This window comes from Streptomyces sp. AC555_RSS877 (assembly GCF_019049245.1).
Classification (GTDB): Bacteria; Actinomycetota; Actinomycetes; order Streptomycetales; family Streptomycetaceae; genus Streptomyces.
In genome coordinates, this window is record NZ_JAGMUK010000053.1 from 14540 (window position 1) to 33899 (window position 19360).

A 19360-nucleotide genomic window follows, 5' to 3' on the forward strand; every position below is an offset into this window, starting at 1 on the left:
GTAGCCTGCGGGGGCCATGACCTCGAACGACGTGCCCCCCGTCTCCGGCGCCGCCGCCGGCCGTCGGCGTGCGCTGGGGAAGGGGCCGGGGGCAGGCCGAGCGCCCGTTGGGGCCCCGGCTCCGGAGACACCTCCTGTCACGGAGCCTCCTGTTCCTCCTGTGGGGAGTCCTGCTCCCGTCGCAGAGGATCCTGCTCCCGTCGTGGAGGCTCCCGCGCCCGCGGAGCCTCCTGTCCCCCCGGACGCCGAGGAACCCTCCGACGGCGTCTTCAAGGTCCGTCTCTCCAACTTCGAGGGGCCCTTCGACCTGCTCCTCCAGCTGATCTCCCGGCACAAGCTGGACGTCACCGAGGTCGCCCTGTCCAAGGTGACCGACGAGTTCATGGCCCACATCAGGGCGATGGGCCCGGACTGGGACCTGGACCAGACGACCGAGTTCCTGGTCGTCGCGGCCACGCTGCTGGATTTGAAGGCGGCGCGGCTGCTGCCCGCCGCCGAGGTGGAGGACGAGGCCGACCTGGCGCTGCTGGAGGCCCGGGACCTGCTCTTCGCACGGCTCCTGCAGTACCGCGCGTACAAGCAGATCGCCGACATCTTCAGCGGACGCCTCGACGAGGAGGCCCGCCGCTACCCCCGTACCGTGGGACTCGAACCGCACCACGCCGAGCTGCTGCCCGAGGTGGTCATCAGCATCGGCGCCGAGGGGTTCGCGAGGCTCGCCGTCAAGGCGATGCAGCCCAGGCCCAAGCCGCAGGTGTACGTCGACCACATCCACGCGCCGCTGGTGAGTGTCCAGGAGCAGGCCCAGATCGTCGTCGCGCGGCTCAGGGAACTGGGGGAGGCGAGCTTCCGGACGCTGGTCGAGGACATCGACGACACCCTGACCGTCGTGGCGCGGTTCCTGGCCCTGCTGGAGCTGTACCGGGAGAAGGCCGTGGCCCTGGACCAGGAGACCGCTCTCGGGGAGCTGCTCGTGCGCTGGACCGGTGGGGACGGGGACGCCCAGCCCGTAGTCACCGACGAGTTCGACCGGCCGCCCGAGGAGCCCAAGGAGGAGGAGAAGAAGCCGTGAGCGAGGAGAACACCGGCGTTCCGGCCGGGCCGCGGGCCGTCGCCGGCCTCGACCTCAAGCCGGCCCTGGAGGCCGTCCTCATGGTCGTGGACGAGCCGGCGACCGAGGAGCACCTGGCGAAGATCCTCCAGCGGCCCAGACGGCAGATCGGGGACGCGCTGCGGGAGCTGGCCGACGAGTACACCGTGCAGGGCCGCGGCTTCGAGCTGCGGCTGATCGCCGGCGGCTGGCGTTTCTACAGCCGTCCCGAATACGCGGCGGCCGTCGAGGGCTTCGTCCTGGACGGCCAGCAGGCCCGGCTCACCCAGGCCGCCCTGGAGACCCTGGCGGTGGTCGCCTACCGTCAGCCGGTCAGCCGCAGCAGGGTCTCGGCGGTCCGCGGAGTCAACTGTGACGGCGTGATGCGCACCCTCCTCCAGCGCGGTCTGGTCGAGGAGGCGGGCACGGAACCCGAAACAGGTGCGATCCTTTACACGACGACGAACTATTTCCTGGAGCGGATGGGCCTGCGCGGTCTGGACGAGCTCCCGGAGCTCGCGCCCTTCCTCCCGGAGGCGGAGGCGATCGAGGCCGAGACCCAGGAAGCCGTACCGTCGTTCGATCCGGATGCTCCGGAGCCGGACGACGGTCCCAGGACGAACATGCCGAACACGACAACGACGGAACTTTGATGCGAAGCAGTGGCAGCGGTAGCGGCAAGAGCGGCGGGCGCGGTAACCCCCGCGGGGCCGGCAACAACAGGGGCCAGAAGCAGGGCCCGGGCAAGGCTCAGGGGCAGGGCAGGGGCCAGGGTGGTCAGGCCAAGGGCCAGAGCCAGGGCCAGGGTCAGGGCCGTCCCAGCAAGCCCCGCCCCGAGGAGCGCCGCTACGACGTGGGCCCCAGCGCGTCTCATGAGGGCCCGAAGGCGGGGCGCGGCGGCGCGGCCCGCGGCGGTGCCAAGGGAGGACCGAAGAGGCCCCAGCAGCGCGGGCGGTCGGTCCCGGCGACCTCGCGCGAGTACGAGACGCGGGCCGAGGAGCGCAACCGGGACCGGTACGCGGACAAGAAGGACGTCAAGCTGCCCAAGACCTTCCCGGGCGCCGAGCAGGAGGGCGAGCGGCTGCAGAAGGTCCTCGCGCGCGCGGGCTACGGCTCCCGGCGTGCCTGCGAGGAGCTGATCGAGCAGGCGCGGGTCGAGGTCAACGGCGAGATCGTCCTGGAGCAGGGCAAGCGGGTCGATCCGGAGCACGACGAGGTCAAGGTCGACGGCCTGACGGTCGCGACCCAGTCGTACCAGTTCTTCTCGCTGAACAAGCCGGCCGGTGTCGTCTCGACGATGGAGGACACCGAGGGCCGGCAGTGTCTCGGCGACTACGTCACCAACCGCGAGACGCGGCTCTTCCACGTCGGGCGGCTCGACACCGAGACCGAGGGCGTCATCCTGCTCACCAACCACGGCGAACTGGCGCACCGGCTGACCCACCCCAAGTACGGCGTGAAGAAGGTCTACCTCGCGCACATCGTGGGCCCGATCCCGCGCGACCTGGGCAAGCAGCTCAAGAACGGCATCCAGCTGGAGGACGGGTACGCGAAGGCGGACCACTTCCGGGTCGTCGAGCAGACCGGCAAGAACTACCTCGTCGAGGTCACCCTCCACGAGGGCCGCAAGCACATCGTCCGCCGCATGCTGGCCGAGGCCGGCTTCCCGGTCGACAAGCTGGTCCGCGTGGCCTTCGGCCCCATCACCCTGGGCGACCAGAAGTCGGGCTGGCTGCGGCGGCTGTCGAACACCGAGGTCGGCATGCTGATGAAGGAAGTCGACCTGTAGTCCGCCCCTCCACGCGCGTGTGCGGCCGGTTCCGGATCGTTCTCGGGGCCGGCCGATCCGTTTTCGCCCTCCTGCGGGTCTGTACCGGTGTCGCTGTCGCCCCCCGGGGGTTGTGGAGACCCACCCGCCTCTTTATAGTCGTATTGACTATTAAGAAGGTGGGTGCGAGTGAGCGGCGGCAAGGAGGTCTACGACAAGTACGCCCACGAGCCCTTCGCCGTCACCGTCGACCTCGCCGTACTCACCCTTCGCGCGGGCTCGTTGCACGTGCTGCTCGTCGAGCGCGGGCAGGAGCCGTACGCCGGGCACTGGGCGTTGCCCGGCGGGTTCGTGCAGCCGGACGAGTCTGCGGAAACGGCCGCTCGGCGGGAACTCGCCGAGGAGACCGGCCTCACGGATGTGTCCGGGCTGCACCTGGAGCAGCTGCGGACCTACAGCGAGCCCGACCGGGACCCCCGGATGCGGGTCGTGTCGGTCGCCTTCGCCGCGCTGCTGCCCGACCCTCCCGAACCGCACGGCGGCAGTGACGCGGCGCAGGCCGGCTGGGTGCCGTACGCCTCCGTCCGGCCGCTCGCCTTCGACCACGACCGGATCCTGGCCGACGCCCATGAACGCGTCGGCGCCAAGCTGGAGTACAGCTGCCTCGCCACCGCCTTCTGCCCGCCCGAGTTCACGCTCGGCGAGCTGCAGCAGGTCTACGAGGCCGTGTGGGGCACCGCGCTCGACCGGCCCAACTTCCGGCGCAAGGTGCTCGCCACGCCCGGGTTCGTCGAAGCGGTACCCGGTGCCGCCCGGCTGACCGGCGGCCGTGGCAAACCGGCCGCACTGTACCGGGCGGGTCCGGCCACCGCCCTGCAACCGCCTCTCCTCCGACCGTCCCGGGAAGGACGTCCCGCATGACCACGACCCTCACCAAGCGCGCCGCCACGGGCTCGCTCATCGGGCTCGCCCTCGGTGACGCGCTCGGATATCCGACGGAGTTCCAAGGCGTGGCGTCGATCATCGACAGGTTCGGGCCCTGGCGGGACATGTCGCTGCCGACACCCGCTCTCGTCACCGACGACACGCAGATGACGCTGGCGCTGGGCAAGGGGCTGCGGGCGGCGACGGACCGGGGAGTGCTGGGGCCCGACATGGCCGAGCCGGTGCGGCGGGAGTTCATCGCCTGGAACCGCTCCCCGGAGAACAACCGTGCCCCGGGCAACACCTGCCTGCGTGCCTGCGCCCTTCTCGAGCGTCCGGACCTGCCCTGGCAGGACGCCAGCCAGATCGGCTCCAAGGGCTGCGGCGCCAACATGCGGGTCGCGCCCGTCGGGCTGCTCCCGGGGCTGAGCGACGAACAGCGCGCGGGTGCCGCCCAGTTGCAGTCCGCCCTCACGCACGGGCATCCGACGGCCCTCGCCGCCTCCGACCTCACCGCGCACGCGGTACGGCTGCTCGCGCACGGGGCCGAGCCGGGGGAACTGGTCGGACTGCTGCGGTCGTACGCCGAGGACAACCGGAGCCGATACCACGAGCGCTGGCTCGGCGACCTGTGGACGCGCAGCCAGGACCCCGGCCCCGGGCACTTCATCGCCCGGGGGTGGGACGAGTGCCTGGCGATCCTGGACCGCCTCCAGGAGGCCCTGCGCACCCCCTCGCCCGAGACCGACCCGTGCCTGGCCACCGGTGAGGGGTGGATCGCCGAAGAGGCCATGGCGACCGGGCTGTTGAGCTTCCTGCTCTTCGCCGACGAGCCGGTGACGGCCCTGCGCCGGGCCGCCTGCACGGCCGGCGACTCGGACTCGATCGCGTGCCTGGCGGGCGCCTTCGCCGGCGCGTACCTGGGTGCGGAAGCCTGGCCGACCGAGTGGGCGGACCGGATCGAGTACCAGAGCGAGCTGGTGACCTTCGGGGCGCTCTGGGACGCCTGACCGGGCCGGGGGCGGGAAGCGGTGGTCAGGCCAGGGTGATCGAGTCCCCGGACACCTTGATCTGCTTCGCGGGCAACGGCTTGGTTGCCGGCGGGTTCTGCACCGCGCCGTCCGTGATGCTGAACTTGCTGCCGTGGCAGGAGCAGTTGATGGTGCCGTCGGAGACGTCGGCCACCGGGCACTGCTGGTGAGTGCAGATATTCGAGAAGGCCTTGAACTCGCCCTCCTTCGGCTGCGTGACGACGATCTTCTCCTCCGCGAAGATCTTGCCGCCGCCGACCGGGATCTCGCTCGCCTTCGCCAGTTCCTGCCCGGCGGAGGCGTCGACGGACGAGGAGGACGAACCGGAGTCCTCGTCGCCGTACTCGCTGCATCCGACGGTGAGTGCCGCCGCCCCCGTCGCGAGGAGAACCGTGCGCCGCGTCGGGCCTTGAGTCATGTCGTCACTCCGAAGGTGCGGAAGAACCAGAGGGCAGAGGTGAGCCAGATGATCGTGAGCGCGGTGAAGACCAGACCGCCGACGAGGGGCAGCAGCCAGCCGGGGAGTCGCTCCGAACGGAGCAGCAGCATCTTGGCACTGAAGGCACCGAAGAAGAAGCAACCCAGCAGGGAGTGCCACAAAACGCGCGAGTCGTACGTCTGATAGCCGAAAGCGTACAGACAGTGCACCGCGACCGGAACCGACACCAAAAACGCCACCCGGCCCGACCACCGGTGCAGGGTCGACGACCAGGGAGGGCCCGGCAGCCTGCCGTACACCATCGCCGCCGAGACCACCTGGACGAGTGCGAAGAAGAACGCGACGGTGGCCAGCCACGACTTCACCGCCCCGGTGCTGCTGAAGCCGGCCAGGTTGAAGGCGGTCCCGGCCGGGTCGTGGACCTTGCCGTACACGCCCAGGCCCACCGCCACCGCGGCGGCGACGAGCGCCGGGACCAGGTAGCGGGCCGGGTGCGGGCGACGGTGGTCGGGCCCCGAGGGGGGAAAGCTCTGGGTGGCTGCGTTCGGGTCGACGGTCATGAACGACTCCGGGAAGGGTCAAGGGGTGACAGGGCGTGCCGTGAGCTGCTGTCCGTCGATCGTCACCGCGCCGGTCTCCGGGTCGATCCGCGGTGCCGGGGAGGGTTCGTCGTCGCGGGTGAGGATGCCGACCTGCCGGCCGTCCGGCAGGACGATCCAGCCGCCGTCGACCTTCGCGCCGCGCACCGTCGCCGTGGCCCGGTACAGCCCGGACGGCTTCTTCGCCTTGTCGGCGGTGAAGCCGTACCGGTCGCCGTCGATGTCGACGGTTCCGCTGATCCGCTTGCCCTCCTTGAGGGTGCCGTTCAGCTCGGCGCCGTGCTTGCCGGTGAGCTTCATCGTGCCGTCTTCCTCGACGTCACCCTTCAGCCAGGACTCCTTCGCGCGGCCGTCGCAGAAGTACGCGACCGCCTTGCCGTCGCTCAGCGTCACGGCGACGGCGGCGGAGTCGTCGGTGGTGCGGCCCGCGTAGTCGGCGTCGGGGACCGGGACGCTGGAGGGGGACGCCGAGGACGGGGCAGGGGACGCGGTCGTCCCGGTGGGCGTCGGGGAGGCCGTGGCCTCCGGTGACGGTTCGGCGTACGAGGTGGAGGCGCTCTTCGTCCCCGTCGTCGCGTTCAGCGACAGCACGAACAGGCCGAGCAGCAGTCCCGCGAGCAGAGTGACGAGTGGTCCGGAGCGCTTCATGAAGGGCCTCCCCCGAGGCGAGCTTCCTGCCATCAGAGCGGACCGGGGCCCTCGCGTCCAGAGGCGCACGGGGGCGTTCTCGCCCCAAGTAGCGGATTTGCGCTGTACGAGTGACATTGGCAGGGTTCGCCACAAGACGCGGGCCCTGTCTCAGCGGGCGGGCGCCGCGCACCGGCTCCACGGGGGCTGACTAGGCTGGATGTACCAAGAGCCGTACATCAGCAAGGAGCATCGTCGTGGCGGTACGAGCGGTGAGGGGCGCCGTCCAACTCGAGCGGGACGAGGCCGGCCACATGGACGAGCAGGTCGGGGCCCTGCTCACCGCGGTCCTGGAGCGCAACGGCCTCACCCCGGACGACCTGATCAGCATCTGGTTCACGGCCACGCCCGACCTGCACAGCGACTTCCCGGCCGCCGCGGCGCGCAAGCTCGGCACGGGCTTCGCCGACGTACCGCTGATCTGCGCCCAGGAGCTGGAGATCGAGGGCGCCATGCCCCGCGTCGTCCGCGTCCTCGCGCACATCGAGTCGGACCGGCCCCGCGCCGACATCGCGCACGTCTACCTCGGCGCCGCGGCCGCCCTGCGCAAGGACATCGCCCAGTGAGGACCGCCCTCGTCATCGGCACCGGACTCATCGGCACGTCCGCCGCCCTCGCCCTGTCCCAGCGGGGCGTCGTCGTCCACCTCGCCGACCACGACCCGGAGCAGGCCCGTACGGCCGCCGCGCTCGGCGCCGGCACCGACGAGGCGCCCGAGCAGCCCGTCGACCTCGCGATCGTCGCCGCCCCGCCCGCCCACGTGGCCGCGGTGCTCGCCGACGCGATGCGCCGGGGCCTGGCCCGCGGCTACCTCGACGTGGCCAGCGTCAAGGGCGGCCCGCGCCGCGAGCTGGAGGCGCTCGGCCTCGACCTGTCGTCGTACATCGGCAGCCACCCCATGTCGGGCCGTGAGAAGTCGGGCCCGCTGGCCGCCACCGGCGACCTCTTCGAGGGCCGCCCCTGGGTGCTGACACCGACCCGGGACACCGACACCGAGGTACTGAACCTGGCCCTCGAACTGGTCTCGCACTGCCGTGCCGTGCCGGTCGTCATGGACGCCGACGCCCACGACCGGGCCGTCGCCCTCGTCTCCCACATGCCCCACCTGGTCTCCAGCATGGTCGCCGCGCGCCTGGAGAACGCCGAGGAGGCCGCCGTACGGCTGTGCGGACAGGGCATCCGGGACGTGACCCGGATCGCCGCGTCCGACCCCGGGATGTGGATCGACATCCTGTCCGCGAACCCGGGGCCGGTCGCCGACCTGCTCGCGGACGTCTCCGCCGACCTCGATGAGACGGTCCGGGCGCTCAGGGCCCTGCAGTCCTCCGACGAGGGCAAGCGGCGCGAGGGCACGACCGGCATCGAGGGCGTCCTGCGACGCGGCAACGCGGGCCAGGTCCGCGTGCCCGGCAAGCACGGGTCCGCCCCGCGGGTGTACGAGATCGTGGCCGTCCTCATCGACGACCAACCGGGCCAGCTGGCCCGCATCTTCGCGGACGCGGGGATGGCCGGGATCAACATCGAGGACGTACGGATCGAGCACGCGACCGGGCAGCAGGCCGGTCTGGTGCAGCTGACGGTGGAGCCGAAGGCGGTGCCGGTCCTGACGGCGGCGCTGCGGGAGCGGGGCTGGGCCATCCGCCAGTAGGAAGGCCCCGCGGCACCAGGAGGAAGACCCCTCGGCAGCCGCCAGTAAGGAGGCCTCCGGCGAGCCAGTAACCTTGTGCGGGGTGCTTTCGGGTCCCCGCACACTCCCACCACGCACCAGGAAGGTGTCCCCCCGTGGAAAACGGCGCCGCCCCGCCCGTGATTGTCGCCATTGACGGCCCCTCCGGCACGGGCAAGTCGAGCACGTCGAAGGCCGTCGCCGCCCAGCTCGGCCTGAGCTACCTCGACACCGGCGCCCAGTACCGGGCGATCACCTGGTGGATGGTGAGCAACGGGATAGACACCGAGGACCCGTCGGCGATCGCCGCGGCGGCAGGCAAGCCCGACATCGTCTCCGGCACCGACCCGGCGAACCCCACGATCACGGTCGACGGCACCGACGTGGCCGCCCCGATCCGCACCCAGGAGGTCACCTCCAAGGTCAGCGCGGTCAGCGCGGTGGCGGAGGTGCGGGCCCGGATCACCGAGCTGCAGCGCTCCATCGCGGCCACCGCCGAGGAGGGCATCGTCGTCGAGGGCCGCGACATCGGGACGACGGTGCTGCCCGACGCCGACCTGAAGATCTTCCTCACCGCCTCGCCGGAGGCGCGGGCGGCCCGCCGCAGCGGTGAGCTGAAGGGCGCCGACGTCAACGCCACCCGCGAGGCCCTGATCAAGCGCGACGCGGCCGACTCCAGCCGCAAGACCTCGCCGCTCGCCAAGGCGGACGACGCGGTCGAGGTGGACACCACCGAGCTCACCCTGGCGCAGGTCATCGAGTGCGTCGTCACGCTCGTCGAGGAGAAGCGGGCCTCGAAGTGAGCGTTGCGTCCGTGCCCTCGGAAAAGGGCGCCGAGGTCGGGCGGCGCATCGGCGTCGGCCTGATGTACGGGCTGTGGAAACCGCGCGTGCTCGGCGCCTGGCGGGTCCCCGCGACCGGCCCGGTGATCCTCGCCGTCAACCACTCCCACGTCATCGACGGCCCGATGGTCATGGGCGTGGCGCCCCGGCCCACGCACTTCCTGATCAAGAAGGAAGCCTTCATCGGACCGCTCGACCCCTTCCTGCTCGGCATCGGGCAGGTCAAGGTGGACCGTGACACCACCGACCGTACGGCGATCACCCAGGCCCTGGGTGTGCTGGCGGACGGCGGCGTCCTCGGGATCTTCCCGGAGGGCACCCGCGGCGAGGGCGACTTCGCCGCACTGCGCGCCGGGCTCGCGTACTTCGCCGTACGCGGCGGTGCCCCGATCGTCCCGGTCGCCGTACTGGGAAGTTCCGACCGGCCCGGACGGTTGACCAAAGGGCTGCCCGCGCTGCGCAGCCGCGTCGACGTCGTCTTCGGCGACCCGTTCGAGGCCGGCGACGGCAGCGGACGACGTACGCGCAAGGCGCTCGACGAGGCGACCGAACGCATCCAGAAGCAGCTCACCGCACACCTGGAAAACGCCAGGCGCCTGACCGGGCGCTAGGCGACACTGAGTAGTGGATCAACCCGGACAAACGGTTGGGTGTTCCACCGATCACCACGATGAACGAGGTACGGACTTCATGAACGACCACATCCACTCCGACGGCTCGGGCGAGGAGCACGACCACGGAGCGCTTGGCGACGCCGAGTACGCGGAGTTCATGGAGCTCGCCGCGGAAGAGGGCTTCGACGTCGAGGACGTCGAGGGAGCGATCGAGGCGGCCGGTCACGGACCGCTGCCCGTTCTCGCCGTCGTCGGCCGCCCGAACGTCGGCAAGTCGACACTGGTGAACCGCATCATCGGCCGCCGCGAGGCCGTCGTCGAGGACAAGCCCGGTGTCACCCGGGACCGCGTCACCTACGAGGCCGAGTGGGCGGGCCGCCGCTTCAAGCTCGTCGACACCGGCGGCTGGGAGCAGGACGTCCTCGGCATCGACGCCTCGGTGGCCGCGCAGGCCGAGTACGCGATCGAGGCGGCCGACGCGGTCGTGTTCGTCGTGGACGCCAAGGTCGGCGCGACCGACACCGACGAGGCGGTCGTGCGACTGCTGCGCAAGGCCGGCAAGCCCGTGGTGCTGGCCGCCAACAAGGTCGACGGCCAGAGCGGCGAGGCCGACGCGGCCTACCTGTGGTCCCTGGGCCTGGGCGAACCGCACCCCATCTCCGCGCTGCACGGCCGCGGCACCGGCGACATGCTGGACGCCGTCCTGGAGGCCCTGCCGGACGCGCCCGAGCAGACCTTCGGCACCGCCGTCGGCGGTCCGCGCCGCATCGCCCTCATCGGCCGCCCGAACGTCGGCAAGTCCTCGCTGCTGAACAAGGTGGCGAACGAGGAGCGCGTCGTCGTCAACGAGGTCGCGGGCACCACCCGCGACCCGGTCGACGAGCTGATCGAACTCGGCGGCATCACCTGGAAGTTCGTCGACACGGCGGGCATCCGCAAGCGCGTCCACCTCCAGCAGGGCGCCGACTACTACGCCTCGCTGCGCACCGCGGCCGCCGTGGAGAAGGCCGAGGTGGCGGTCATCCTGATCGACGCCTCCGAGTCCATCTCGGTCCAGGACCAGCGCATCGTCACCATGGCGGTGGAAGCGGGCCGCGCCCTCGTCATCGCCTACAACAAGTGGGACACCCTCGACGAGGAGCGCCGCTACTACCTGGAGCGCGAGATCGAGACCGAGTTCGCCCAGGTCGCCTGGGCGCCCCGGGTGAACGTGTCGGCGCTCACCGGACGCCACATGGAGAAGCTGGTCCCGGCGATCGAGACGGCGCTGGCCGGCTGGGAGACCCGCGTCCCCACGGGCCGCCTGAACGCCTTCCTCGGCGAGCTGGTCGCCGCCCACCCGCACCCCATCCGGGGCGGCAAGCAGCCCCGCATCCTGTTCGGCACCCAGGCCGGCACCAAGCCGCCGCGGTTCGTGCTCTTCGCCTCCGGCTTCATCGAGGCGGGCTACCGGCGCTTCATCGAGCGCCGTCTGCGTGAGGAGTTCAGCTTCGAGGGGACGCCGATCCACATCTCGGTGCGGGTGCGCGAGAAGCGCGGCAGGAAGAAGTGACGCAGGCATGAAACAGGGCGGCCCCCCAGACCGGGGAGCCGCCCTCTTTCCTGCCTCAGATGCCCCTGCGCAGTCCGGGCGGCAGCGCCGCCGGTACGTGGTGCATCCCCGTGCTGTGCTGCGGTCCGATCTGCCCCACCCGCTGCCACTGCGACTGCTGACGGGCGTTGTGCGCCCCCGCGCTGTAGGCGCTGTAGGAGGTGCTGAACGAGCCCGTACTGTGCGGGATGTTCCCGAAGGCGGTGAAGCCCAACTCGTCCTCGCCACTGCGGTCACCCGGCAGGGAACGGAACGACTTGACGTACTCGGCGTAGAGCGCGTCGTAGATCGGCGTGGCCGATGGGCCGCCGGTGGGCTCCTGAGCCGACCGTGCAGACGGGATCGGATGGAAGGAGTGGCGGCGGGGAACGTCGTAGGTGTGCACGTATGTCCAAACGACCCCGCACATGAAGAGATGCGGTCGGGCGGCAGGCCTTCAGGGGCGCGACCAGCCGTGTACCACCCGTAGCCGCCGACGGTCGCACACCCTCTCCCGGCTGGCGCGGTCAGGTCCCCGCAAGCGGCATCGCGGCCGCCACCAGCTTCCCGTTGGCCGCCGCCTTGTCCAGCGCGTCCCGCAGCAGGTCCTCCCGCGGCTGCCGCCCGATCGATCCCACCGGCGCGGCGAACATCAGCACCTGCTGGTGCTTGTTCGCGGCGGCCCGCCAGCTCTCGGTCACCTGCAACGGCTGATGTGCCTGCCACCACGCCACCGGCTGTCCGCCGTTCGGCGAGGGCTGGAGCACCGCGTGCAGCCGGCCCACGGCCAACAGCACCGACCAGCCGTGCAGTACGGAAGGCGCGGAGTCGATCGTCGTCAGCGGCATGAACCCCTGCTCGATGAGCAGCGGCAGGAAGTCGTCGCCGATCCCCGTCGCACCGGGCCGCACGATCGGCGCGGTCGGCTCGACCACCAGCGCCGGGTACAACTCCCCGTTGATCAGGACCAGTCCGCTGGTCACACCGAGCACGGCCTGCTCGGGCGCGATCTTGTCCGGCTCCAGGTCGACGGTGTCGCCGGTGATGGACTTCACCGCTCCCTGGAGCTGCTCCTCGGTGACCTGGACGACCTGCGAGGGCAGGCAGCTGGCGTGGGCGAAGGCGAGGACGGCGGTCTCGTCGCCGATGAACAGGACGGTGCTGGTGCGCTCCTGCTGGGAGTCGCCCTGGGTGCGGCAGGAGGTGCAGTCGTAACTGCCGGGGGCGTTCTCTCCGGCGAGCAGCCGGTCGGCTTCTTCGTCGCCGATCTCGGCGCGTACCTCGTCGCTGACGTCGAGCATGCGCGGCACGGGTGGCTCCCTCGGGATGTGGTGCGTGGCGGGGCCGGGTGGCTCCCGCCCGTGAACCGGGCGGGTCCCGGGCTCATGAAGGAGACAACGGGTGATCTGTGGCGGGAGTCACGCTCCACGGCGAACGGAATCGAACCATCCACAGGGCGAGGTCACCTTTGGTACGGGATCCGGAAATCACCGCCAACTCCTCCAAAAGCAAAGGAGGTTGAGCCGGAGAAGTGGGTCGTGGATCGTCGAGGTGACTGGTCGACAAATCACGAAATCGGCGAATGAAGTAGGTGGCCGAAAAATGTTGATGCCCGAGGTCACGGCGAACACCCGCTTCGGGGGACCCCGGGTCCCCGCCCGGTCCGCCGACCGGGTGGGCCGCCGAGCGCGCCGGACGCGCCGCGACGGGGATCCGGCCCACGTTGCTTAGCGTGGGCCGATGCACCCGAAGCCGATCAAGCTCGCTCTGGCCGCGGCCCTGTTCTGCGCCCTCGCCTCGGGCGTCGCGCACGCGGCACCGCCACCACCGGCTCCCGGACCGTCCTCGTTCCGCGTGCCCTACGAGTGTGCCGAGGACCAGTGGCCCTGGGGCTGCATCGCCGAGTGCGAGAGCGGCGGGCGGTGGAACGTCAACACCGGAAACGGCTTCTACGGGGGACTGCAGTTCTGGCAGCCCACCTGGGAGGCGTTCGGCGGACTGAAATACGCCCCGCGTGCCGATCTCGCCACCCGCGAGGAGCAGATCGCCGTCGCCCAGGAGGTGGTGGCCGTGCAGGGCTGGGAAGCCTGGCCGGTCTGTTCCAAGAGGTACGGGCTCAAGGGCCGTATGCACACGGTGAAAGCCGGCGACACGCTCGCGGCCATCGCGCGCAAGTACGACGTCAAGGGCGGCTGGCAGGAGCTCTACCAGGCGAACAAGGACATGATCGGCGACCATCCGGACCGTCTGAACCCGGGCACGCTGCTGGTCATCCCGAAGGGCTCGGCCCGGGCCTTCGCCGTGTTCGGCCCGCCGCTTCCCGCAACCGGAACTCGCTCGCCTCTCCACTGAACGCCACGGTCCCGCGGCGCAGTTCGTACACCACCGCGGTCCGCCCGTGCAGTGCGGGCGGCAGCCGCTGCTCGGCGATGACCACGCACGCGTCGAGCGAGGCCAGCAGCGCGTACGTGCGGGCCGCGACCGTGGGTGACATGCCCTGCGCGGGCTCGTCGACGAGCACCACGCGCGCGCGGGCCAGCAGGGCGCGGGAGAGGGCGAGCATGCGCTGCTCGCCGCCCGAGAGGGTGCCGGCGCGGCGCGCCAGGAGGGGCGCGAGCTGTGGATAGGCGTCCAGGGCGAGGTCGTACGCCGGTGCCGTGAGTTCGAGGTTCTCGCGCACGGTGAGGGAGCCGAACACCGCCTGCCGTTCGGGGACCAGGCACAGGCCGCCGCGGGCCCGCTCGAACGCCGGTACGCGGGTCACGTCGGTGCCGTCCCAGAGCACCGCGCCGCCGGACAGCGCCACGGTGCCGGCCAACGCCCGCAGTACGGTCGTACGGCCGGAGCCGTTGCGGCCCAGCAGGACGGTGAGGCCGGGACCGGGAGCGGCGAGGGTGACGCCGTGCAGGGCTTCCAGGGGGCCGTAGCGCACGCGCGCGTGGCGCAGTTGCAGGGCGGCGGTCATGCGGGGGCCTCCCGGGCGCCGAGGGCGTCGAGGACGCGGGCGGGCGGGCCGGAGGCGACGATGCGGCCCGCCGTCATCACGTGCACCTCGTCGGCGAGGTCGGCGACCAGGTCCAGGTCGTGCTCGACGACGAGCAGGGCGGTGCCGTCGGCGGCGAGGGCCTTCAACACCTTGGTGAGCGCGGTGACCTCGGCGGTGTCCAGGCCGGCGGCGGGCTCGTCGAGCAGCAGGACGCGCGGGCTGCCGGCCAGGGCCCGGGCCAGTTCGACGCGGCGCAGGGTGCCGGTCGGCAGATCGGCGGCGGGCAGCGCGCGCACCGGCCCGTCGAGCGTCAGCAGCCGCAGGGCCCGCTCCACGGCGCCGGGGTCGGTGACGCGGCCCTGCTCCGCGCCCACCCGAACGTTCTCGGCCACGGTCAACGACGGGAAGACGGCCAGTCGCTGGAAGGTGCGGGCGATGCCGAGCCGCGTGCGGGCGTGTGCGGTGAGCCGGGTGATGTCCCGTCCGCCCAGCAGGACCTGGCCGTGCGAGGGGCGGTGCGTTCCGGCGAGGCAGTGGAAGAGGGTGCTCTTTCCGGCGCCGTTGGGGCCGACGATCGCGGTGACGCGGCCGGGGAGGACGTCGAGGTCCACGCCGTCGAGGGCGGTGAAGCCGTCGTAGCGGGCGTGGAGATGGCGGGCCGTGAGGGTGGGTGCGGGTGCGGGTGTGTGGGGTGGCACCCGGCCTTCGGCCGGGTTTTTCGGGTTCCCACGCGCACCACCCGTGCGGCTTTCGTGGTCGGGTGCGGGTGGCCCTGGTGGGGGCGGAGCGCCGTCGGCGGGTGCAGGCCGTCGGTCCACCGGCCCGAGCCCTGACCGCACCCGTTCTCCGAGCGGCGTCAACACTGCCCTCCGTCGCAGCCGTGGCCGCCCACCCGCCGTCCGCAGCGCCTCGTACGGTCCCCCCGGGAAGCGGCCGACCAGCACCGCCAGGACCCCGATCAGCGCCGCCGCCACGCCACCCCGGGCGCCCGCGTCGAGGCCCACCAGCAACGCGGCCGCGGCCAGTGCGCCCAGGGTGCTGTCGGCGCCCAGGACGACGACCGCGGCGAACCAGAGCAGGCCGCGGACGGGGTCGTAGGCGCCGGGGTCGAAGGCGCGCAGGCCCATGCCGAGCATGCCGCCGCCGAGGGCGGCCAGGGCGGCGCCGGCGACGAAGGCGAGGAGTTTCAGGGACGGGACGTGGACGCCCGCGGCGGACGCGCCCGCCTCGTGGTCGCGCATGGCGGCCAGGGCGCGTCCGGTACGGCCCCTGCGCAGGGCGTGCGTCGCCAGCAGGGCGGCCGCCAGCAGGAGCAGCTCCAGGACGTAGTACGCGCGGTCGCCGTCGAAGGCGGCCGGGCGGCCCAGCGACAGCCCGGAGACGGCGTACGGCTGGGCGAAGACGAAGCGGCTCACCCCGACGCCCACCGCGAAGGTCGCGAGCGCGAGGGCCAGGCCCCGGCGGCTGATCGCAGGCCAGCCCGTCAACAGGCCCAGGGGAGCGACCAGGAGGACCGCCACGGCCAGCGCGGCCAGTTCGGGCAGGCGGGGCAGTCCGGGGAAGCGCCCGGCCGCGAGCAGGGCCGTGAAGAGCGCTCCCAGGCCCGCGTACGCCGCCTGCCCCAGCGAGATCTGGCCGCCCCGGCCGGTGACCACCACCAGGGACAGCAGCACCACGCCCAGCGCCGGTACCTGGACCGCCGTGTGCAGGTCCGAGCCCGCGAAGCCGAGCGGCAGCAGAAACAGCACGGCGGCCACGATCCAGGCGCCCGGCGGCGTCGGCACGCGCGCGGTGGCCGTGCGCGGCAGGGCGTCGCGCGCGCCGATCCGGGGCAGGGCCAGCGCCGCGAGCAGCAGGGCCACGACGAAGAGGTTGGCGCCGACCGCCTGGAGCAGCGGCTCGCCCCAGCCCGACGGGTGCAGCCTCGTCAGTTGGCTCTGCGCCACCCCGATGCCCAGCGCCACCACCACGGCCACCGCCAGGCTGCGCATCCGCGCGGCCACCGCGACCGCCACCACCTCCATGACGAGCAGCGGGAGGCCATACGGGTCCAGACGTACGTACGGCGCCAGCAGCACGCCCGTCAGACCGGCCGTGAACGAGCCGAACGCCCAGCCCGCCGCGGCCACCCGGTCCGCGTCGATCCCGCCGAGCACGGCGAGCCGCCGGTCGTCGACCACGGCCCGCAGTTCCCGCCCGAAGCGCGTCCAGCGGATCACCGCGGCGACCGCCACGGCCAGCACGAGCACCACCGCCAACTGCCCCCACGGGTCCGCCGACACCAGCTCGGGAGCGTCGTCCCGCGCGCCCTGCCCCCACACCAGCGCGGCCCCGCCGACCAGGAGCACGAACACGCCGATGGACGCGACCAATGTCTGCGCGGGGTCGCTGCCCAGCACCGACAGCGGGCGGAAGACGAAGCGTTCCAACGCCATACCCAGGCCCGGCGCCAGCACCAGCATCGTGACCGCCGCCCCCGCCCACAGCGGCCAGCCCCACTCGACCACGCACTGCCGCAGCACGTACGCGCACACCATCGCGATCGCGCCGTGCGCGAAGTTGAGGACGCCGGTCGCGCGGTACGTCACGATCAGGCCGATCCCGGTGAGGGCGGCGGCGCTGCCGACCGAGAGACCGGCGAGCGTGAGGTCGTACGTCAGGCCGGACATCAGTCGGTTTCTTCGGCGGGCTCGCAGATGGGGCAGGGGCCCAGTTCGCCGCTCGCCGCCAGCTTGGAGTCCACCGGCACGGCCTCCGCCTTCCCCGAAACCAGCGGGCAGTCCGCCCGGTGCCACAGGGTGCCGCCCGGCACCATCAGCAGGTCCCCGCTGACCGCCAGGGGCGCGGACGCCGGCTGCCCGGCCCCGGCTTCCTCCTCCCCGCCGGCGGATTCCGCGGCCACCAGGAGGCCGTACAGCTCCTCCACGCGGGCGGCGGCGAGCGCGTTGCGGCCGTGGGTGAGCAGGACCGCGCCCGCGACGATCAGCGCGGCGCCCGGGACCGTGCAGGAGGCGAGGTAGGGCAGCTGCCGTTCGGCGAAGCGCTCGCCCGAGACGCCGTACCAGCCGAGCACGCACAGCACCGCGCCCGCGGCGAGCGCGGCCCAGCCGGCCCACAGGACGGGGTGCACGGTCCGCAGTCGGGCTGTCCGCATCTCTGGCTCCCACACGTCATGTGTCTGTCCATGTCAGCCGATGGCTTGCACTATGCCTTCTGCAAGCCGACCCTGAAAGCACCGGGCGCCTACGGCCCGGACCGACACCCGGTGGTGAGCCAGATGGTTCTCGGGAGCGACCTCAAGCGGAGGAACGGCGGCCGAGGGCTGGTGGTGGGGGTGCTCCTCCTCGCCTCGGCCCTCACAGCCTGCTCGGACGACAGCGGCGGCGGCGACGCCACTCCGCCCACACCCTCGGTGGAGACCTCCACCAGCGCGGAGCCGAGCCCGACTGCTCCTGACGACCCCGCGGCGGCGGAGCAGGAGATCAAGCGGAACTGGGTGAAGTTCTTCGATCCGGCCGTGCCTGTCGCGGAAAAGCGGGCCGTCCTGGAGAACGGCGACCGGATGGGCCAGGTTCTGGACGGTTTCAGCGGCGATGAGCGCGGCGGGCAGGTGGAGGCGAAGGTCAGCAAGGTCGAGTTCACCTCGCCGACCGGGGCGAACGTGACGTACACCCTCACCCTGAAGGGCGCCACCGTCATGCCCGACGCCGCCGGCACGGCCGTCGAGCAGGACGACGTGTGGAAGGTGTCGGTCAAGACGCTGTGCGGGCTGGTCGGCCTGAGCGGCAATGCCTCGCCGGGCCCGGGCTGCTGAGACGGCCGTCGCGGGCCTGCTGCTCCTGCTGGGCACGGCCTGCGGCAGCCGGCTCCCGGAGAGCGACTTCGAGCACCGCGACCGGACGCCGGCGCCCGCGCGCGGGGACGGCGCCCCCGTCCGCGTCGGCATCATCACCAGCGCCACCAGCCCGGTCGGCGGGAACGCGTTCACCGGCCCGCGCGACGGTGCCAAGGCCTACTTCGACCGTCTCAACGCGCGCGGGGGTATCGACGGCCGTCCGGTCGAGGTGCGGCTGTGCGACGACGGCGGCAGCGGCGTCGGCAACAACACCTGCGTCCACCAGCTGATCGAGGAGGACAAGGTCGTCGCCCTGGTCGCCACCACCGCCCTCGACTACGCGGGTGCCTCCCGCGTCTCGCGCGCACGCGTGCCCGACATCGGGGGCCAGCCCGTCGGGGCCGCCTACGACACCTGGCCGCACCTGTACGGCATCTACGGCAGCCTCGCGCCCCGCGACGGCACGACAGGCTGGGACGGAGAGCAGTACGGCGGCACCGAGGTGTACCGCTACTTCAAGCGCGAGCACGGCGCCCGTACTGCCGCCGTCGTGTCCTACAACCAGGCCGCGTCCGCCGCCTACGCCGCACTGGTCGAGCGAGGGCTGAAGGCCGAGGGCTACCGGGTGGTCACCGAGCAGGTCGACTTCGCGCTGCCCAATTTCCGGGCCGTGGCCGCCGACCTGAAGGAGCAGGGTGTCGACCTCGTCTTCGACGCGATCGACACCCACGGCAACGCCCGGCTGTGCGAGGCGATGGACGACGCCGGCGTCCAGGTCACCGCCAAGGTCACGAACGTACAGAACTGGACGTCCACCGTCCCCGACGACTACAAGGACGCCCCGCGCTGCCGGAACGCACTGTGGGCGACCGCGTCCAGCCGCAACCACGAGGACACCGGCCATGCGGCCGTACGGGAGTTCCGGGACGCCACCAAGGGCCTGAAGACGCACTCCCAGTGGCAGTTGGAGGGCTGGGCGGCCGCGAGGTGGTTCACGGACGCGGCGAGGTCCTGCTCCGGGAGCGGTGTCACGCGCGCGTGCGTGGACGCCTTCATGAACCGCGGCGGGACATACACCGCGGACGGGTTGCTCGTCCCGGTCGTGTTCGAGCGGCATGCCGAACCACCGAAGACCCGCAGGACCTGTCTGTCGGTGGCCCGCTGGGAGGACGGGCGGGGATGGGTGTCCCAAGGGGACATGGACAGCACCTGCTTCGACGTCCCACAACTGCCGTATCGGCCCTGAAGTGCTCGGGACCGGTTCCTGACGCCCCTTGCGGACAACAGCTGTCCGCAAGGGCTGGCAGAC

The 19360-nt window shown here is 72.1% G+C and carries 21 protein-coding genes; 13 read left to right on the plus strand and 8 right to left on the minus strand.

The annotated features are described in order from the left end of the window. The first annotated feature begins 16 nt into the window (after positions 1-16). The 5 genes from KUM49_RS22890 (at position 17) to KUM49_RS22910 (ending at position 4792) form a co-directional block, all read left to right on the plus strand. Positions 17-1072: a ScpA family protein gene (locus KUM49_RS22890; RefSeq protein WP_217238783.1), complete on the plus strand. Its 1056-nt coding sequence runs from the start codon at positions 17-19 to the stop codon at positions 1070-1072. Then, on the plus strand, positions 1069-1743 hold the full coding sequence (scpB, locus tag KUM49_RS22895) for an SMC-Scp complex subunit ScpB (RefSeq protein ID WP_217238784.1): 675 nt from the start codon (positions 1069-1071) through the stop codon (positions 1741-1743). Before KUM49_RS22890 ends, scpB begins: the two co-directional genes overlap by 4 nt. After that, positions 1743-2879, plus strand: coding sequence for a pseudouridine synthase (locus KUM49_RS22900; RefSeq protein WP_217238785.1), 1137 nt, complete (start codon positions 1743-1745; stop codon positions 2877-2879). Before scpB ends, KUM49_RS22900 begins: the two co-directional genes overlap by 1 nt. A gap of 168 nt (positions 2880-3047) precedes the next feature. Continuing rightward, a complete protein-coding gene (locus KUM49_RS49855; RefSeq protein ID WP_217238786.1) occupies positions 3048-3779 on the plus strand; it encodes an NUDIX domain-containing protein in 732 nt (243 codons plus the stop codon). Then, a complete protein-coding gene (locus tag KUM49_RS22910; protein WP_217238787.1) occupies positions 3776-4792 on the plus strand; it encodes an ADP-ribosylglycohydrolase family protein in 1017 nt (338 codons plus the stop codon). Before KUM49_RS49855 ends, KUM49_RS22910 begins: the two co-directional genes overlap by 4 nt. Before the next feature lie 25 nt (positions 4793-4817). Here the strand turns inward: KUM49_RS22910 and KUM49_RS22915 are convergent, their stop codons facing one another. The 3 genes from KUM49_RS22915 to KUM49_RS22925 are packed head-to-tail and all read right to left on the minus strand — an operon-like array spanning position 4818 to position 6499. Continuing rightward, positions 4818-5231 carry a Rieske (2Fe-2S) protein gene (locus tag KUM49_RS22915; RefSeq protein WP_217238788.1) on the minus strand — a complete coding sequence of 138 codons (414 nt, stop codon included), beginning with the start codon at positions 5229-5231 and terminating at the stop codon, positions 4818-4820. After that, the gene (locus tag KUM49_RS22920) at positions 5228-5812 is read right to left on the minus strand and encodes a DUF6529 family protein (protein ID WP_217238789.1); all 585 of its coding nucleotides are present in this window, start codon (positions 5810-5812) and stop codon (positions 5228-5230) included. Before KUM49_RS22920 ends, KUM49_RS22915 begins: the two co-directional genes overlap by 4 nt. A gap of 18 nt (positions 5813-5830) precedes the next feature. Beyond that, complete coding sequence (locus KUM49_RS22925; RefSeq protein WP_217238790.1) at positions 5831-6499, minus strand: hypothetical protein; 669 nt, start codon at positions 6497-6499, stop codon at positions 5831-5833. 236 nt (positions 6500-6735) lie between these two features. Here KUM49_RS22925 and aroH point away from each other — a divergent pair, with 236 nt between their 5' ends. From aroH to der, 5 genes are all read left to right on the plus strand, one after another. Then, complete coding sequence (aroH, locus tag KUM49_RS22930) at positions 6736-7104, plus strand: chorismate mutase (RefSeq protein WP_217238791.1); 369 nt, start codon at positions 6736-6738, stop codon at positions 7102-7104. Further along, on the plus strand, positions 7101-8186 hold the full coding sequence (locus KUM49_RS22935) for a prephenate dehydrogenase (RefSeq protein WP_217238792.1): 1086 nt from the start codon (positions 7101-7103) through the stop codon (positions 8184-8186). The genes aroH and KUM49_RS22935 overlap by 4 nt, the downstream gene beginning before the upstream one ends. 134 nt (positions 8187-8320) lie before the next feature. Continuing rightward, entirely contained in the window at positions 8321-9007 is a 687-nt protein-coding gene (gene cmk / locus KUM49_RS22940; protein WP_217238793.1) for a (d)CMP kinase, read from the plus strand. A 62-nt stretch (positions 9008-9069) separates the two neighbouring features. Beyond that, positions 9070-9657: a 1-acyl-sn-glycerol-3-phosphate acyltransferase gene (locus KUM49_RS22945; protein ID WP_254401670.1), complete on the plus strand. Its 588-nt coding sequence runs from the start codon at positions 9070-9072 to the stop codon at positions 9655-9657. Positions 9658-9736: 79 nt separating this feature from the next. After that, positions 9737-11212 (plus strand): ribosome biogenesis GTPase Der, encoded by a 1476-nt coding sequence (der, locus tag KUM49_RS22950; RefSeq protein ID WP_217238795.1) that lies wholly within the window; start codon positions 9737-9739, stop codon positions 11210-11212. 55 nt (positions 11213-11267) lie between these two features. On the opposite strand, the gene KUM49_RS22955 is transcribed toward der, so the two are convergent. Both KUM49_RS22955 and KUM49_RS22960 read right to left on the minus strand, forming a co-directional pair. After that, positions 11268-11636, minus strand: coding sequence for a hypothetical protein (locus KUM49_RS22955; RefSeq protein ID WP_217238918.1), 369 nt, complete (start codon positions 11634-11636; stop codon positions 11268-11270). A 121-nt stretch (positions 11637-11757) separates the two neighbouring features. Next, positions 11758-12540, minus strand: a complete 783-nt coding sequence (locus KUM49_RS22960; RefSeq protein ID WP_217238796.1) for a hypothetical protein — start codon at positions 12538-12540, stop codon at positions 11758-11760. A 430-nt stretch (positions 12541-12970) separates the two neighbouring features. Between KUM49_RS22960 and KUM49_RS22965 the strand changes: the two genes are divergently transcribed. Next, positions 12971-13582, plus strand: coding sequence for a transglycosylase family protein (locus KUM49_RS22965; RefSeq protein WP_217238797.1), 612 nt, complete (start codon positions 12971-12973; stop codon positions 13580-13582). Here KUM49_RS22965 and KUM49_RS22970 read toward each other — a convergent pair. The 3 genes from KUM49_RS22970 to KUM49_RS22980 are packed head-to-tail and all read right to left on the minus strand — an operon-like array spanning position 13500 to position 17370. Then, on the minus strand, positions 13500-14195 hold the full coding sequence (locus tag KUM49_RS22970; protein WP_217238798.1) for an ATP-binding cassette domain-containing protein: 696 nt from the start codon (positions 14193-14195) through the stop codon (positions 13500-13502). The two genes, KUM49_RS22965 and KUM49_RS22970, sit on opposite strands and share 83 nt — an antisense overlap. Further along, the gene (locus KUM49_RS22975; protein ID WP_217238799.1) at positions 14192-16885 is read right to left on the minus strand and encodes an ATP-binding cassette domain-containing protein; all 2694 of its coding nucleotides are present in this window, start codon (positions 16883-16885) and stop codon (positions 14192-14194) included. Before KUM49_RS22975 ends, KUM49_RS22970 begins: the two co-directional genes overlap by 4 nt. Next, positions 16885-17370: a hypothetical protein gene (locus tag KUM49_RS22980; RefSeq protein WP_217238800.1), complete on the minus strand. Its 486-nt coding sequence runs from the start codon at positions 17368-17370 to the stop codon at positions 16885-16887. The genes KUM49_RS22975 and KUM49_RS22980 overlap by 1 nt, the downstream gene beginning before the upstream one ends. Positions 17371-17493: 123 nt before the next feature. On the opposite strand from KUM49_RS22980, the gene KUM49_RS22985 reads away from it, so the two are divergent. After that, the gene (locus KUM49_RS22985; protein ID WP_217238919.1) at positions 17494-18030 is read left to right on the plus strand and encodes a hypothetical protein; all 537 of its coding nucleotides are present in this window, start codon (positions 17494-17496) and stop codon (positions 18028-18030) included. Next, a complete protein-coding gene (locus tag KUM49_RS22990) occupies positions 18005-19297 on the plus strand; it encodes an ABC transporter substrate-binding protein (protein ID WP_217238801.1) in 1293 nt (430 codons plus the stop codon). Before KUM49_RS22985 ends, KUM49_RS22990 begins: the two co-directional genes overlap by 26 nt. The last annotated feature ends 63 nt before the right edge of the window (positions 19298-19360 follow it).